Below are 15,108 nucleotides of genomic sequence, written 5' to 3' on the forward strand. Positions count from 1 at the left end.
TAGGAGAGATGTCGTCCGTGGGACAGCATGTGTTCGTCGCTCAGGGCCTGTACCGGATCCTGGTCGGTGCCTGCCAGGTCGCGAAGAGCCGGCAGCAGGCAACGATCGGCGCTGACGACATCCAGGAAAGCATGCGGCGCAGGATCCCGAACTTCGTCCCGGGCAGGCTCGCCGGCGCCGGTCCCCTCGCGGACCGGCCCGGCGGCTGGGCCGGATTCGAGGTCGCCGCCACCCTCCGGCAGGCGCGCTGGGAGGCGTTCAGGTCGCCGGGCCGCCGGCGCCCCGGCGACGCCATCCACTGGGGCGACGACGTGCCGGCCGCCATCCGCCGCGCGATCGACCTGGCCCCGCCCGCCCGGCCCGCCGTCGGCACCGGCGACCTCGCCGCGGTGCTGTTCACCGGCTACTCCGCCCTGCCCGGCACCGGCGGTATCGCCTGGCCGAAGGACGACGACCGGCCGTTGCGTCCCTTGACCGACTATCTGCTGCACTGGCGGTATGTCACGCCCGACCCGCAGCCGCAGCAGAAACCCCCGGCCCGATGGGTGTCGGCCTACACGTCGCTGACCGCCGGCGCCGACGTCGTCCTGGCGAACCTGGAGCTCGAGGCGATCCGGCAGGCGGTGCGCCTCGGCCGCGACCGGGTGACGACCGCCGACCTGGTGCTCGCCGTCGCCGCCTTCGAGGACGAGCTGGCCGCCCGTCGGCTGCGACCCGTGCAGGCCCACCGCAGCCTCCTGACGGTCCGCGGCCTCACCTCGGCAGACGCCGCCCTGGCCGCGACCACCGCGACCGACACCGACGACCCCGCCGTCGCCGGGCCGGCCCGGCGCAGAGCCTGGCGCACCAACCCGAACAACCCACCCTGGTCCACCGCCGCGGCCGCCGCGGCGGACCAGGCCCGCACCACCGCCGCCGCGGCCGGCGTCCCGGCCGGCAGCGCCCAGCTGCTCAGCGCCGCCCTGACCGTCCCCGACAACGCCGCCTGGACCCTGCTGCGCGCCCTGCACACCGACCCGTCCGAGGTCCTGCGCGACGCCGCCTGACAGCGCCGGACAGGTCGCTGCGCGAACGCGCTCGTGTTTGGCGGAAAGGTGACAGTGGGCCCGGCCGCTTGACACCGGGTGTGATCGATTCCTGCGGTGCCTGTGACCTCGCCATCAGTGCGAACAACGGCCCGGAGACGGTCACGCACATTCGGGGCAGAGGGCCTCACCGGTGTGACCCCGGCCACTTTTCGGTGGTCTTCTTACCGACAATTCGCGCCGGAACAGCGCTTCTACCCTCGTGGCACCCGACCGGCGAGACGTGCTCCGACCCGGGGACCGGGACGCCACGCGCCGCCGGCGGCCCGTGTGATCCGAGCAGAAGGAAGTGAGCATGTCTGAGCAGACGTCGAAGAAGACCGACGGCGAGACGGACCGGCGCCCGCCGGTGCAGCCGGAGGCCCTGACCACCAGGACCAGCATCACCGCCGGGATCCGTATCGCCAACCACACCGAGGCGCTGACCGTCCGCAGCGCCGTCAAGGCCGGCGGGATCCGGATCCTGAACCACAGCACCGCCCTGACCGTCCGCACGGGGCTGCCGGCCGGCGGCTTCCACACCCAGCACAGCGAGGCGCTGACCGTCCACAGCCAGGCGTAGGACCGAAGACCGCCGGCCGGGGCGGGCACCGTCCCGGCCGGCGCCGGGACGCCGGCCCGTGCCCCCAGCCCGTACCCCTGCCGGACCACAGCACGGAGACACGCCGGACCATGACGATCACGGACCCGCTCGACGAGGCGGTCGCACTGCACGACCGGGCACTGTCCGCGATGGCCCTGCACCGGTTCCCGGAGACGGTGCAGCTGTGCCGGGCCGCGCTCGCCGCGTTCGAGGCGCACTGCGGTCCCGGGCATCCCGACCTCGCCAACGTACTGACGCTGCTGGCGACCGCCGAGGACGAGCTGGGCCGGCACACCGCCGCCGAGGAACACCACCGCCGGGCCGTCGGGGTCATGGAGGCGCTGCCGCACGGCGACGGTGACCTGCTGCGGCTGCTCGTCGCGGCCCGGGTCGGGCTGGCCGGCACGCTGCGGCGCCAGGCGCGGTACACCGAGGCCGAGCCGCTGCTGCTCGGCGCGCTGCACGCGGCGCAGGCGTCGCAGGCCTACGACGACGTCGCGCTCGCCTCCATCCACAACGAACTCGGCGTGCTCTACAAGTTCGCCGGGCGCCTCGCGGACGCCGAGCGGCATTACCAGCAGGTGGAGGCGGCCCTCACGGCCCGGCACGGTGCGGACCATCCGGCGCTCGCCGGCCTGTGCCACAACCTCGCCGGGCTGGAACACAGCCGGGGGCGGCCCGCGGAGGCCGAGTCGCACGCGCGCCGCTCGCTGCGGCTGCACCGTCGCGCGTACCCAGCGGATCACCCCGCCGTGGTCGCCGACGCCGCGCACCTCGGCGTGATCCTGCACGCCGCGGGCAAACCGGCCGAGGCCGAGCCGCTGCTGCGGGACGCGGTCGGATACTTCACCGACCGGTACGGCCCCGAGCACTACGACGTCGTCGTCAACCAGCACAACCTCGCGGCCGTCCTCGCCGCGCAGGGGCGGGTCGACGAGGCCGGCGCGCTCTACCGGCAGGCCCTCACCGGCAAACGCGCGACGCTGGGCCCGGACCATCCGGAGCTCGCGTTCACGCTCAACAACCTCGCGGTCCTCGTCGCCGACGCGGGGGACCTGCGGCACGCGACCGAACTGGCCACCGAGGCGCTGCGGATCCTCACCGCGGCGGTCGACGCCGAACATCCCGCCCGCCGCGCCGCCGAGACCAACCTCGCGTCGTTGCGACCTGCCGGGCGGGGCTGAGCATGCGAACGCGCAGGCTCCTGGCGCCCGAGGTGGTCCAGACCTCCACGATGGACTGCGGCCCGGCGACGCTGACCAGCCTGCTCGCCGGGTTCGGCATCCGGGCCGGCTATGCCCGCCTGCGCGACGCCTGCCAGACCGACGTCGACGGCACCTCGATCGACGCGCTGGAAGACGCGGCCGCGCAGCTCGGCCTGCAGGTCCAGCAGGTGATGCTGCCGGCCGACCATCTCGAGCTCGACGCCGCGGGCGCGCTGCCGGCGATCGTCGTCAGCCGCAACCCCGACGGTCTCACGCACTTCGTGGTCGTCTGGCGGCGGCACGGCGGGCTGCTGCAGATCATGGACCCGGCGGTCGGCCGCCGCTGGGTGCCCGCCGCGGCGTTCCGGCGCGACGAGCTGTACCTGCACGAGTTCGGCGTCCCGGCCGACGCGTTCGAGCGCTGGATCCGATCGGCCGCGTTCGGCGACCCGTTGCGGGCGCTGCTGTCGCGCGTACGCGTGCCCGGGACCGTCCTGGACGACTATGCGGCCCGGGACGGCTGGCAGCCGCTCGCCGCGCTGGACGCGGCCACCCGCCAGGCCGCGGCCACCGGCGTGCGCGGTGAGGCGGCGGTGCGGGCACTCGCCGACGATCCGGCGTCGATCGCCGACGAGCACTGGTTCGCCCGCCCGGAGCCATCGCCGGAGCCATCGCCGGAGCCATCGCCGGAGCTGGAGCCGGAGCCGGACGCGGAGCTGGACGAGTCGGGCACGGTCACGATCCGCGGCGCGGTCCTTGTCGCCGTGCGCGGCCGGGCCGGCGACCCTCCGGACCCGGCCGCGCTTCCGCCGGACCTGCGTGCCGCGCTCGCCGGGCCGGACCCCGCACCGTCGCGCTTCCTGTGGGAGCGGCTGCGCGGCCTCGGTCGTCTCCGGCTTGCCGCGGTCGCCGCCGGTGCCGTCCTCGCGGCGGCCGGCGTCCTCGCCGAGGTGGTGCTCGTGCGCGCGCTGCTCTCCGCGGACCCGGGCCGGGTCGTGCCGGCGCTCGTCGCGCTCGCGGTGGCGCTGCTCGCGCTGGACGGCGTCGTGGCCGGCCAGGTCGCCGCCACCGGCCGTCGCCTCGAACAGGGCCTGCGGACCGCGCTCGCCGGCCGCCTGCCGCGCCTGCCCGACCGGTACATCCGCAGCCGTCCCCTGTCCGACCTGGCCGAGCGGGCACACCGGCTGCACCGCCTGCGGGAGCTGCCGGCGCTCGTCGTCGACGCCGCCCGCACGGGCACCCTGCTGCTCCTGCTCCCGGTCGTCATCGGGCTCGTCGACCCGCGCAGCGCCCTGCCGGCCGCGTGCGCGGCGGTGCTCGGCACGCTCGCCGGCTGGCTGTTCCTGCCGGTGCAGGCGGAACGCGACCTGCGGATGCGCAGCCACGTCGGGGCGATCGCCCGCTGCTACCTCGACGCGCTCACCGGCCTGACCGCGATCCGCGCGCACCGGGCCGAGGCGGTGGTGCAGGGCATGCACGAGCGGATGCTCGGCCCGTGGGCCGCGGCCGTCCGCGCCGTGCACCGCACCGCCGCCGCTGCGGACCTGGTCCAGGGCGCGATCGGGCTGGGCTGTGTCGCGTGGCTGCTGGCCGGGGCGACCAGCCGGGTCACCGACCCCGCCGCGCTGCTGCTCCTGGTGTACTGGGCGGCGGCGATCCCGGCCCTGGGCCAGCAGCTGGCGGTGCTGGCCCGACGGTTTCCCGGACTGCGCAGCGTCACCCTGCGCCTCGTCGAGCCCTTCGCGACGCCGGCCATCACTGAGCCGCCGGCCATCACCGAGCCGCCGGCCGCCGCTGAGCCGCCGGCCGCCGCCGAGCCGCCGGCCACTGCGGACCGTCCGCATCCCAGGGGTACACGCCTTCGGCTTCGCGATGTCGAGGTGGTCGCCGGCGGGCGGCCGATCCTGAGCGTGACGGACCTCGACGTGCCCGCGGGCGCGCAGATCGCCGTCGTCGGCCGGTCCGGCTCGGGCAAGTCAACGCTCGCCGGGCTGCTGCTCGGCTGGCATACCGCCGCGGCCGGGGTCGTGGAGGTCGACGGCGTCGCGCTCGACGCGGCCGCGCTGCGCCGGGTGACCGCATGGGTCGAGCCGGGCGTGACGCTGTGGAACGCCTCCCTCGCCGACAACCTCCGCTACGGCGGCGACCCGGTGGCGCCACTGTCCGGCGCAATCATCGACGCCGACCTCGGGCCGGTCGTCGACGCGCTCGACACAGGGCCCGGCACGGGACGTGGTCCGGAGCTCGCTCCGGGGCCCGGCTCGGGACTCTTCAGAGTGCTCGGCGAGCGCGGCGGGCTGCTGTCCGGCGGCGAGGCGCAGCGGGTCCGGCTCGGTCGCGCCCGCAACCAGCCGGACCGGCGGCTGGTCCTGCTCGACGAGCCGTTCCGCGGGCTGAGCCGGGACCGGCGCCGGCAGCTGCTGGCCCGGGCCCGCGGCTGGTGGCCGGGCGCGACCCTGCTGTTCATCACCCATGACGTCGCCGACACGCTGACCTTCCCGCGGGTCCTGGTGGTCGACGGTGGACGGATCGCCGAGGACGGCATCCCCTCGGCGCTCGCAGCCGATCCGGCGTCCCGGTTCCGCGCGTTGCTCGACGCGGAGAGCACCGTCGACGCGCGGTTCGCGGACCCGTCGTGGCGGCGCGTGCGGGTCGCCGGCGGCACCGTCGCGGTGGAGGTGGACGCGTGATCCGGGTGCTCGCGGTCGCGTTCGCGGTCTGCCACGCCGCGCAGTACGGACTGTTCCTCGGCTCCTGGCTGGTGCTCGGCGGCGCCGCGCTGGACGGCGACGTCACCGGCCGTAGCATCGCGCTCTGGGCCGCCGCGCTCGCCGGGAGCCTGCTCTGCCGGGCGGCGGCGGTCCGGCTGCAGGGCGAGCTGGCGACGGTGATCGGCCGCCGGCTGCGCGGCCGGCTGCTGCGAGGCGCGCTGGCGCTCGACGAGTCCCACGTGCGGCGTGAGGGCACCGGCCACCTCCTCGGCCGGGTCCTGGAGGCGGAGAGCCTGGAGGACCTCGCGGTCGGCGGCGCGCTGGCCGGGCTGGCCGGCGGGCTGGAGCTGGTGCTCGCCGGTGTGCTGCTCACCGCCGCGCTCGGGCCGGTCGCGGGTCTGCTGCTGGCCGCCTGGCTGGTGGTCGCCGCGGTGCTGCTGCGCCGGTACGAGCAGCGCCGCCGCCGGTGGAGCGCGGTCCGGCTGGCGCTGGGCAACACGCTCGCCGAGCAGGTCGCCGGGCACCGGACGCGGGCCGTGCAGCAGCCCGACGACCCGCCCGGCGACGGCACCCACGACCTGTACGCCACGCTGGCCCGCCGGATGGACCGCAGCTGGACGGCGCTCACCGCGCTGGTGCCGCGCGGCTGGGCGCTGACCGGCGTCGTGCTGCTCGCGGCGCGGGCCGCGCAGGGCGCGGACCGGGTGAGCGTGGCCGCCGCGGCGGGCGGCGTGCTGTTCACCTTCGGCGCGCTGGGCCGGCTGGTGGGCGGCCTGGCCGGGGTCGCCGACGCCAGATGCGCCTGGGACGCGCTGCGTCCGCTGCTGCCCAGCGGCTCCACAGAGGACGGTCCACTGTGTCCGGACGGGACGGACGGTGTCCCGCTGCTGGAGGCCGAGGACGTCGGCTACACCTATCCCGGGCGTGAGCGGCCGGTCCTGCAACGGGTCACGCTGCGGGTCGACGCCGGCGACCGGATCCTGCTGGAAGGCGCGTCCGGCAGCGGCAAGTCGACCCTCGCCGGACTGCTCGGCGGGCAGCGCGCCCCGTCCAGCGGCGTCCTGCGCCTGCACGGCGTGACGCTGGCCGAGGTCGGTGCCGCCGGGTGGCGCCGCCGGGTGCTGACCGTCCCGCAGCCGGACCACAACCACCTGATGCTCGGCCCGCTCGCGCTCAACCTGCTCATCGGTCGCGGCTGGCCGGCCACGCCCGGCGACCTCGCCGACGCCGACGCGGTCTGCCGCGCCCTCGGCCTCGGCGACCTGCTCGACCGGATGCCGTCCGGGCTCGCGCAGATCGTCGGTGAGACCGGCTGGCAGCTGTCCCACGGCGAACGGTCGCTGGTGTTCCTGGCCCGGGCGCTCCTGCAGGAGCCGGAGGTGCTGGTGCTCGACGAGACGTTCGGCGCGCTCGACCCGCACACCTTGGAGCGGGCGCTCGCGGTCGCCCGGGAACGCGCGAGGACGCTGCTGGTCATCCGCCAGTGAGCGGTGGTCAGCAGTTGAGGTCGAGGTCGAGGACGGCGACGTCGGTGGGGCCGACGAAGATGACGGTGCCCAGGAAGTCGTCGTCCTCGGTGTCGTCGGGGCGGCCGGTGATCGGCAGGTAGCCGGTGTACAGGACGTCCGGCGGGGTGCCTTGGCCGGCGGTGCGGGTCAGGAGAAGGTCGAGCAGGTCGCGGTACAGGTGCCGGGTGAGGTGGTTCTGCGGGACGTGCGGCCACTCCTCGACGCCGTCCCAGTCGTCGTCGAACAGGTCACGCAATGAGCCGCGCACGATCGTGTACACGCCGAGGTCGAGCTCCTCGACGGTGACCGGGTGCAGGTGCGGCGGCTCGTCGGGTGGCTCCTCGCGGGTGCGGGTCCACCAGGAGGTGGCGTCGGCGACGGGGTCGGCGGTGTCGCGCGGGCCGATCCACACCCGGAACGTCACGGGGTTGTTGTTGTTCACCCACAGTTCGGCGCTCAGCAGCGTCAGCAGGCACGCGAGCCGGGTGCGCAGCGGACCGTCGGCGCCGTCGGCGGCGAGCACCGGCGGCGGCTCGGTCGTGGCCGCGGGGGACACGGTCAGGCGCAGCGTCCGGCCATGCGACGGGTCGCGGTGCAGCAGGTGCAGGTCGTCGTCGCCGGTCGAGACGCGCAGCAGGTCGGTGTACGGCCCGGTCAGCCGCCCGGCGAGGTACTCCAGCAGCACGGCGGCCCGGTGGTCGGTCGCGGGGATCCGGGCGGCCAGCAGCGCGGCGACGTCGGCGGCCACGTCGGCCTCGGGGCGGGCGGAGTCGAACGGGCGGCCGGGGGCCGGCTGGACCAGGCTGATCAGGACCTCGGCCGCGACGGGCCCGGTGGGGAAGCCGCCGATGGCCGCGATCGACTCCAGCGCCGGCGGCTGCGGCCACTGCTCGGCGTCGCGGCTGGGCGCGGTGCCGGTGACGCACTCGCCGCGCCAGCCGGGCGTCGCCTCGCCGGTCCACGCGGCCAGCAGCCACACGGCGGCGATCGCCGACCACTGCGCCGACGTCGGCCACGGAGCGCCGTCCAGCGGCGGGGGCAGCGGTTGCCGGTGCCAGCTGTCCGTGTAGCTCCCCGTCTGCCTGCCAGCTTCGGTCACTTCGGCAGTCTAATGGCCACCAGGATCGTCAACGCCGAGTTGACGCAAACCGAATCGTCAACCTATGGTTGACGCATGACGACACCTGAACCCGCCACCAGCCAGATCCGGCTCGACGACCTGATCGAGGCCATCAAGAAGACGCACCCCGAGGCCCTTGACCAGCTCACCAGCGCGGTGCTGGCCGCCGACCACCTCGGCGACGTGGCGGACCACCTGATCGGGCACTTCGTGGACCAGGCCCGCCGCTCCGGCGCCTCCTGGACGGACATCGGCCGCAGCATGGGCGTCACCAAGCAGGCGGCCCAGAAGCGGTTCGTCGCCAAGGGCGAGGCGCCCGACCTCGACGCCAGCCAGGGCTTCAGCCGCTTCACCGACCGGGCCCGGAAGGTCGTCGTCGCGTCGCAGGAGGAGGCCCGTGCCAGAGGCAACGACCACATCGGCGTGGGGCACCTGCTGCTCGGCCTGGTCGCCGACCCGACCGCGCTCGGCGCCCAGACGATCGTCGCCCAGGGCGTGTCGCTGGACGCCGTCCGGGAGACCGCCGTCGCGACCCTGCCGCCGGCCGCCGACGCCGTGCCCGCGCTCATCCCGTTCGACGCGCACGCCAAGAAGGGCCTGGAGCTGACCTTCCGGGAGGCCCTGCGGATGAACCACAACCACGTGGGCACCGAGCACATCCTGCTCGCGCTGCTCGAGCTCGAGGACGGCACGGGCGTCCTCGCCGGCCTGGGCGTCGACAAGGCCGCGGCGGAAGCGTCCATCGCGGCCGCGTAGGACCGTCGGTCCATCGCTGCCGCACGGGACGGGTCAGGCCTCGATGAACTGGTAGTCGGCGGCGATCCGGCCGTCGGGGGAGAGGACGAGGATCTCCAGGCCGACGCCGGCGGGGGCGCCCCCGCCGGTGGGCACCATCTCCCAGTGGAACTTGACCACGTCGTGGAGGCGGTCGGCGTCGCCCCGGGCGCGGAAGACGTAGCCACCGGGCGCGACGAACTCCTCGTACGCGCGAGACACCCGCGACTCGAGCGCGTCATGGCCGCGGGCCTCCAGCGCGAGCCGGCCGAAGCCGAGACCGGCGGCCGCCTGGCGCATCTCCAGCGGCGGCTGCAGGACGTGCACGGCGTCGCCGGTCCACAGGTCACACACGGCGGCGCGGCGGCGGGCCGGGTCGGGCTCGCCCCACACGGCGACGTAACGGTCGATGAGCTGCTGCAGATCGTGATCGGACATGCGCCGAACTGTGCTGCGTCCACCGCCTACCGGCAATTCCCCGCAGGGAATCGTCAGGCGGCCGGCGAACCGGTAGACAGAAGGCATGATCGCCGAAGCGTTGCGGACGTGGCGGACCCGGCGGCGGGTCAGCCAGCTGGAGCTGGCGGCACGGGCCGGGACCACCCAGCGGCACGTCAGCTTCATCGAGAGCGGGCGGTCGGCACCCGGACGCTCGATGATCATCCGGCTGGCGGAGTCCCTGGAGGTGCCGATCCGGGAGCGCAACGAGCTGCTGCTCGCCGCGGGGTTCGCGCCCGCGTACCCGCACGGCGACCTCGACGGGCCCGAGCTCAGGTCGGTCCGGGCGGCGCTCGAACGGGTGCTGCACGGGCACCTGCCGTACCCGGCGGTCGTCGTGGACCGGCACGGCGACCTGGTCGCCGCCAACGCCGGATTCGACGCCATCACCCGCGGCGTCACCCCGTCGCTGCGGGCGGCGCCGGTGTCAGTACCGCGGATCCTCCTGCACCCGGAAGGGCTCGCGCCACGGATCGTGAACCTGGCCCAGTGGGCGTGGCACGTCATCGACCGGGTCGGGGCGGAGAGCGAACGCAACCCGAGCGACCGGCTCGCCCGCCTCGCCGAAGAGCTCGCCGGGTACGCGCCGCCACGGCAGGTGCCGCAGGACCACCTCGGGTTCGCGGTGCCGCTACGGCTGCGAGCGGCCGGTCACGAGCTGCGGCTCGTCACCACCCTCACCCACTTCGGCACCGCGACCGACGTGACCGTGGCGGAGCTGCGGCTGGAAGCGTTCCTGCCGGCCGACGACGCGACCGCCGCCGCACTCAACGACCTGGTGGACGCGAGATAGGGCAGCCGTCAGGGGCGCCAGCCCGGCAGCCGCCGCGCGGACTGGGCCGGCCCGTGATCCTCGGGACCGGTCACCCCGGCCGCCGCTCTGGCGGGGAGGGCGCGGACGAACGCGATCGTCATGACGAAGACGACCAGGCTGATGCCCAGCATGGTGGCGCCCCCGCCGAGCACGGTGGACATGTCGGGGCGCGGCCGGTCGGCCCGCTGCACGTTCGAGCACGGCTGCCAGCGCGAGTAGTGCACCTCGGTGGCATCGCCGACCTCGACCCGCCGGTCGTCCGGAAACAGCCGGGCGGTCGTCTCACAACGGGTGCCGTCGGGCAGCACGAAGACCGACGTGTACTGCCACTGCAGTTGATCGGTGTTCGACCATGCGGCGTCGTCGATCGCGGCGAACTCACTCGGGAGGGTCGGGTACCGGTCGACCCGCTGGACGGTCGCGATGGCCTCGCCGCCGTGGGTGTCCTCCCACGTCAGCCACAGGCCCAGCCCGACCAGGACGGTCGCGAACGTGATCCAGACACCGAAGAACCAGAGCACACCGCGCAACGACCGTGGACCGCGATAGAACCGCATGCCGCCTCCCCCGCAGAGCATCACCCCAGATATATAGATTAGTTGCGTCAGGCGAGTTGGTCGAGGTAGGTGAGCACGGCCATGACGCGGCGGTTGTCGTCGCCGGACGGGGGGAGGCCGAGCTTGCTGAAGATGTTGTTGATGTGCTTGCTGACGGCCTTCTCCGTCACGAACAGCCGGCCGGCGATCGCCGCGTTGGAGCGGCCCTCCGCCATCAGGGCGAGGACCTCGCGTTCGCGGGCGGTGAGCGTGTCGGCGATCCGGTCGGCGGGGCGGCGGGCCAGCAGCAGCGCGATCACCTCCGGGTCCATGACGGTGCCGCCCTCCGCGACGCGGCGGACCCCGTCGATGAACTGGCCCACGTTGGAGACCCGGTCCTTCAGCAGGTAGCCGACGCCGCCGGCGCCCGAGGCGAGCAGCTCCCGCGCGTACAGCTGCTCGACGTGCTGCGAGAGCACGAGGATCGGCATCCCGGGGACCTCGGCGCGGGCCGCGATCGAGGCCTGCAGCCCCTCGTCGGTGAAGGTGGGCGGCAGCCGCACGTCGACGACCGCCACGTCGGGGCGGTGGGTGAGCAGCGCGGGCAGCAGCGACGGACCGTTGTCGACGGCCGCGACGACCTCGAAGTCGAACGCCTGCAGGATGTGGATCAGTCCGTCGCGGAGGAGGGCGAGGTCCTCGGCGATGACAACTCGCACGGCAGCTCCATCGTCACGGTGGTGGGTCCGCCGGGCGGACTGGCCACGGACATGGTGCCATCAAACGCGGCGAGGCGTCGCTCGATCCCCCTCAGCCCGCTGCCGGCGGCAGGGTCGGCGCCACCCCGGCCGTCGTCGCTGACCTCGATGATGATGCGGTCGCGCCGGTACGACAGGCGGATCCGCGCGCCGGACGCGCCGCTGTGCTTCGCGATGTTCGTCAGGGCCTCGGCGACCGCGAAGTAGGCCGCCGACTCCACCGGCGGCGGTGGGCGGCCCGGCAGGTCGACGTCGGCGTCGACGGGCAGCGGCGCGCTGATCGCGAGCGCGCGGACGGCGCCGTCGAGGCCGCGCTCGGCGAGGACCGGCGGGTGGATGCCGCGGACCAGGTCGCGCAGCTCCGCCAGGGCGAGGCCGCTGTGCTCGCGGGCCTGCGCCATGAGCCGCATCGCCGCCTCCGGGTCACGGGCCATCAGCTCCTCGGCGAGGCCGAGCTTCATGCTGACCGCGACGAGCCGCGCCTGCGCGCCGTCGTGCAGGTCCCGCTCGATCCGCCGCAGCTCGGTCGCCTGCGCGTCGACGGTGTCGGTGCGGGTCTGGGTGAGCCGGTCGACCCGCTGGGCGAGCGCGGCTGCCCGCGTCGGCGCCAGGAACCACTGGGTGAACTGCGCGTACCAGCGCAGCGTGTACGGGGTGAGCGTCAGCCCGGCGGCCAGGATGCCGACCCCCTGCGGCCAGCTCGCCAGCGCCTTCGCGAGGTTGTCCATGGGCCAGAAGACGCCGTAGCCGTACCAGTCCATCACGAAGTACAGCAGCACCGGCACGCCGAGCACGCCCTCGACGCCGCTGGCGATCAGGGCCGGCGGGGTGATCAGCAGCAGCCCCACCACCTGCACGGACAACACCAGCCACAGCAGGTCCCGCCAGGTCGCGGGGTCCGTCACCACCCAGCGGTACAGGCGCCACAGGCCGGCGTCGGCGGGGCGCTGCCGGTACGGACGCGGAATCACGACACCGGTCCACTCCGTCAGCAGCCGGCGGTGCAGGTCGGTGACGGCGCGGACGCCGACCGCGACGAGCGGCACGAGGAAGATGCCGACGCCGGCGACCGTGAGCACGACCGACACGACGAAGAGCACGAGCAGGGCGATGTTCGTGGACAGCGTGCCGATCGCCAGCAGGATGCTGCGCAATCCCGCCAGCAGTCCGCGTTTGACGCGATCGGATGCAGGCACGGTCCCATTCTCGCCCACGCGCCCGGCGGTGGCGGTGGTGCTATCACCACCACGGTTCGGGACGTGCCACTCCTGCCCGCGCGGCGCGCGGTGCGTTGGATCGAAGGCATCGCCACTCCAGGGAGGAACCCGCGATGTCCACGCTGTCCAGGCTGCCGTCCGGCCGCCGTACGAAACTGCTCATGCTGGCGCTCTGGGTCGTCATCGCGTCGGTGCTGGGCCCGCTCGCGCTGAAGCTCACCGACGTGCAGGACAACGACTCGCTCGGCTCGCTGCCCGCGTCCGCGGAGGCCAGCCGCGCCGCCGCCCTCGCCGAGGCCGCGTTCCCCGAGCCGGACACGCTCGTCGCCGTCGCCGTGTACGTCCGCGAGTCCGGGCTCACCGACGCCGACCGGGCGAAGGTGGCCGGGGACCGGGCCGTGTTCGCCGCGCACGCCGCCGGTGGGACGGTGCCGGAGCCGGTGCCCGCCGCGGACGGCAAGGCGCTGCTGCTGTCGTTCGCGCTCGCTGGCACCGACGAGGAGCAGACGGCCGCGGTCGCCCCGGTGAAGGACCGTCTCGCCGCGCAGCGCCCGGACGGGCTGCAGGTCGCGTTGACCGGATCCGCCGGTGCGGAGGACGACTTCGCCGACGCGTTCGAAGGCGTCGACATCACCCTCCTGCTCGCCACGGTCGGCGCGGTCGCGTTGCTGCTCCTGCTCACGTACCGCAGCCCGGTGCTGTGGCTGATCCCGCTGCTGACCGCGGCGGTCGCCAGCCAGGTCGCCGGCGGCGTCGTCTACCTGCTCGCCAAGCACGCCGGGCTCGCCGTCGACCTGCAGAGCCAGAACATCATGACGATCCTCGCCATCGGCGTCGGCGTCGACTACGCGCTGCTCATCATCGCCCGGTACCGCGAGGAGCTCCGCCGGCACGAGAACCGGCACGAGGCGATGGCGATCGCGTTGCGCCGCTCCTTCCCGGCGATCTGCGCGTCGGCGGCGACGGTCGCGATCGGCCTGCTGTGCCTGCTCGCCGCCGACCTGCCCGCCACGCACGGCCTCGGACCGGTGGGTGCCGTCGCGGTCGTCGCGACCCTGTGCGCGATGACGACCCTGCTGCCGGCGGTGCTGGTGCTGTTCGGCCGGTGGGTGTTCTGGCCGTTCGTCCCGCGGTACACGCCGGGGATCGCGAACCAGGACGTCGCCGCCGACCATGGCGTCTGGGCGCGGATCGCCCGGGTCGTCGGCGCCCGCCCCCGCACGGTCTGGCTCGCGACCGCGGCGGTGCTGGCCGCGCTGACGTTCGGCGTCACGAACCTGAGCATCGGCCTGCCCGGCGCGGAGATCTTCACCAAGGAGGTCGGCTCGATCACCGGGCAGCGGCTCATCGAACGGCACTACCCCGGCGGCACCCTCGCACCCGCCGTCGTCCTCGCCACGGCCGCTTCCGAAGCGCCCGTGCTGGAGGCGGCCCGCGCCGTCGACGGCGTCGCGACCGTCGGCGCGCCGGTGCGCTCGGCGGACGGGCGCTGGGTGCGCATCGAGGCGACGTTCACCGCCGAACCGACCAGCGACGTTGCGTTGGCGTCCTTGGAGCGGCTGCGGGCCGCCGTGCGGGGCGTGCCGTCGTCGGAGGCGATCGTCGGCGGCGACACCGCGTACGAGGCCGACGGTGACGCCGTCACCAGCCGCGACAACCTCGTCGTCATCCCGCTCGTCCTCGCCGTCATCCTGCTGGTCCTGATGTTCCTGCTCCGCGCCGTCGTGGCACCGCTGGTGCTGCTGGCGAGCGTCGTGCTGTCCTACGCGGCGGCGCTCGGCGCGGCGGGCTTCATCCTCGACGCGATGGGCCACCCGCGGCTGTGGAGCGCGGTGCCGCTGCAGACGTTCCTGTTCATCGTGGCCCTCGGCGTCGACTACACCATCTTCCTGATGACCCGGGCCCGCGAGGAGACCGCCCAGCTCGGCCACCGCGCGGGCGTCCTGCACGCCCTGACGGTCACCGGCGGCGTCATCACCAGCGCCGGCGTGGTCCTCGCCGCCACGTTCGCGGCCCTGACCATCCTGCCGATGGTGCCCTCGGCCCAGATCGGCGTCATCGTCACCGCCGGCGTCCTCATCGACACGCTGCTGGTGCGCAGCCTGCTCGTGCCCGCCCTGACCCTCCACATCGGACGCTCCGCCTGGTGGCCCGGCCGCCTGTCCCGCACCGGCTCCCACCCTCCGGCCCACGCCGACCAGCCGGCCGTGCCGGTGCACTGACCGCTCCTCGCCCTTGTCCGCCCGGGCTGCCACGGGGCAGCCCGGGCACCTCCATGCCGCCGCATCGGAGAGACTGT

13 protein-coding genes are annotated in these 15,108 nt (G+C 74.6%); 8 read left to right on the top strand and 5 right to left on the bottom strand.

Annotated features, from left to right (window positions below):
- Positions 1-17: 17 nt before the first annotated feature.
- From ABZ321_RS32160 to ABZ321_RS32180, 5 genes are all read left to right on the top strand, one after another.
- A complete protein-coding gene (locus ABZ321_RS32160) occupies positions 18-1,046 on the top strand; it encodes a hypothetical protein (protein WP_354898264.1) in 1,029 nt (342 codons plus the stop codon).
- Positions 1,047-1,380: 334 nt separating this feature from the next.
- Positions 1,381-1,647 carry a hypothetical protein gene (locus ABZ321_RS32165; RefSeq protein WP_354898267.1) on the top strand — a complete coding sequence of 89 codons (267 nt, stop codon included), beginning with the start codon at positions 1,381-1,383 and terminating at the stop codon, positions 1,645-1,647.
- Positions 1,648-1,757: 110 nt separating this feature from the next.
- Entirely contained in the window at positions 1,758-2,852 is a 1,095-nt protein-coding gene (locus ABZ321_RS32170) for a tetratricopeptide repeat protein (protein WP_354898270.1), read from the top strand.
- Between the two features lie 2 nt (positions 2,853-2,854).
- Positions 2,855-5,563: a cysteine peptidase family C39 domain-containing protein gene (locus tag ABZ321_RS32175; RefSeq protein ID WP_354898273.1), complete on the top strand. Its 2,709-nt coding sequence runs from the start codon at positions 2,855-2,857 to the stop codon at positions 5,561-5,563.
- Positions 5,560-7,071, top strand: coding sequence for an ABC transporter ATP-binding protein (locus tag ABZ321_RS32180; RefSeq protein WP_354898276.1), 1,512 nt, complete (start codon positions 5,560-5,562; stop codon positions 7,069-7,071). Before ABZ321_RS32175 ends, ABZ321_RS32180 begins: the two co-directional genes overlap by 4 nt.
- A gap of 7 nt (positions 7,072-7,078) precedes the next feature.
- On the opposite strand, the gene ABZ321_RS32185 is transcribed toward ABZ321_RS32180, so the two are convergent.
- Positions 7,079-8,191: a hypothetical protein gene (locus ABZ321_RS32185; protein ID WP_354898279.1), complete on the bottom strand. Its 1,113-nt coding sequence runs from the start codon at positions 8,189-8,191 to the stop codon at positions 7,079-7,081.
- Between the two features lie 75 nt (positions 8,192-8,266).
- Between ABZ321_RS32185 and ABZ321_RS32190 the strand changes: the two genes are divergently transcribed.
- The gene (locus tag ABZ321_RS32190; protein ID WP_354898282.1) at positions 8,267-8,968 is read left to right on the top strand and encodes a Clp protease N-terminal domain-containing protein; all 702 of its coding nucleotides are present in this window, start codon (positions 8,267-8,269) and stop codon (positions 8,966-8,968) included.
- A gap of 33 nt (positions 8,969-9,001) precedes the next feature.
- On the opposite strand, the gene ABZ321_RS32195 is transcribed toward ABZ321_RS32190, so the two are convergent.
- Positions 9,002-9,424: a hypothetical protein gene (locus ABZ321_RS32195; protein ID WP_344500632.1), complete on the bottom strand. Its 423-nt coding sequence runs from the start codon at positions 9,422-9,424 to the stop codon at positions 9,002-9,004.
- A gap of 85 nt (positions 9,425-9,509) precedes the next feature.
- On the opposite strand from ABZ321_RS32195, the gene ABZ321_RS32200 reads away from it, so the two are divergent.
- Complete coding sequence (locus ABZ321_RS32200; RefSeq protein WP_354898284.1) at positions 9,510-10,277, top strand: helix-turn-helix transcriptional regulator; 768 nt, start codon at positions 9,510-9,512, stop codon at positions 10,275-10,277.
- Between the two features lie 8 nt (positions 10,278-10,285).
- Here ABZ321_RS32200 and ABZ321_RS32205 read toward each other — a convergent pair whose 3' ends face one another.
- From ABZ321_RS32205 to ABZ321_RS32215, 3 genes are read right to left on the bottom strand one after another with little or no spacing between them, the layout of a single operon-like run.
- On the bottom strand, positions 10,286-10,855 hold the full coding sequence (locus ABZ321_RS32205; RefSeq protein ID WP_344500636.1) for a hypothetical protein: 570 nt from the start codon (positions 10,853-10,855) through the stop codon (positions 10,286-10,288).
- A gap of 47 nt (positions 10,856-10,902) precedes the next feature.
- The gene (locus ABZ321_RS32210) at positions 10,903-11,553 is read right to left on the bottom strand and encodes a response regulator transcription factor (RefSeq protein WP_344500638.1); all 651 of its coding nucleotides are present in this window, start codon (positions 11,551-11,553) and stop codon (positions 10,903-10,905) included.
- Positions 11,505-12,788: a sensor histidine kinase gene (locus ABZ321_RS32215; RefSeq protein WP_354898288.1), complete on the bottom strand. Its 1,284-nt coding sequence runs from the start codon at positions 12,786-12,788 to the stop codon at positions 11,505-11,507. The genes ABZ321_RS32210 and ABZ321_RS32215 overlap by 49 nt, the downstream gene beginning before the upstream one ends.
- Positions 12,789-12,922: 134 nt before the next feature.
- Between ABZ321_RS32215 and ABZ321_RS32220 the strand changes: the two genes are divergently transcribed.
- Entirely contained in the window at positions 12,923-15,031 is a 2,109-nt protein-coding gene (locus ABZ321_RS32220; RefSeq protein WP_354898291.1) for an MMPL family transporter, read from the top strand.
- Positions 15,032-15,108 lie beyond the last annotated feature (77 nt).

The sequence above is a fragment of the Dactylosporangium sp. NPDC006015 genome (assembly GCF_040614215.1).
GTDB lineage: Bacteria > Actinomycetota > Actinomycetes > Mycobacteriales > Micromonosporaceae > Dactylosporangium > Dactylosporangium maewongense.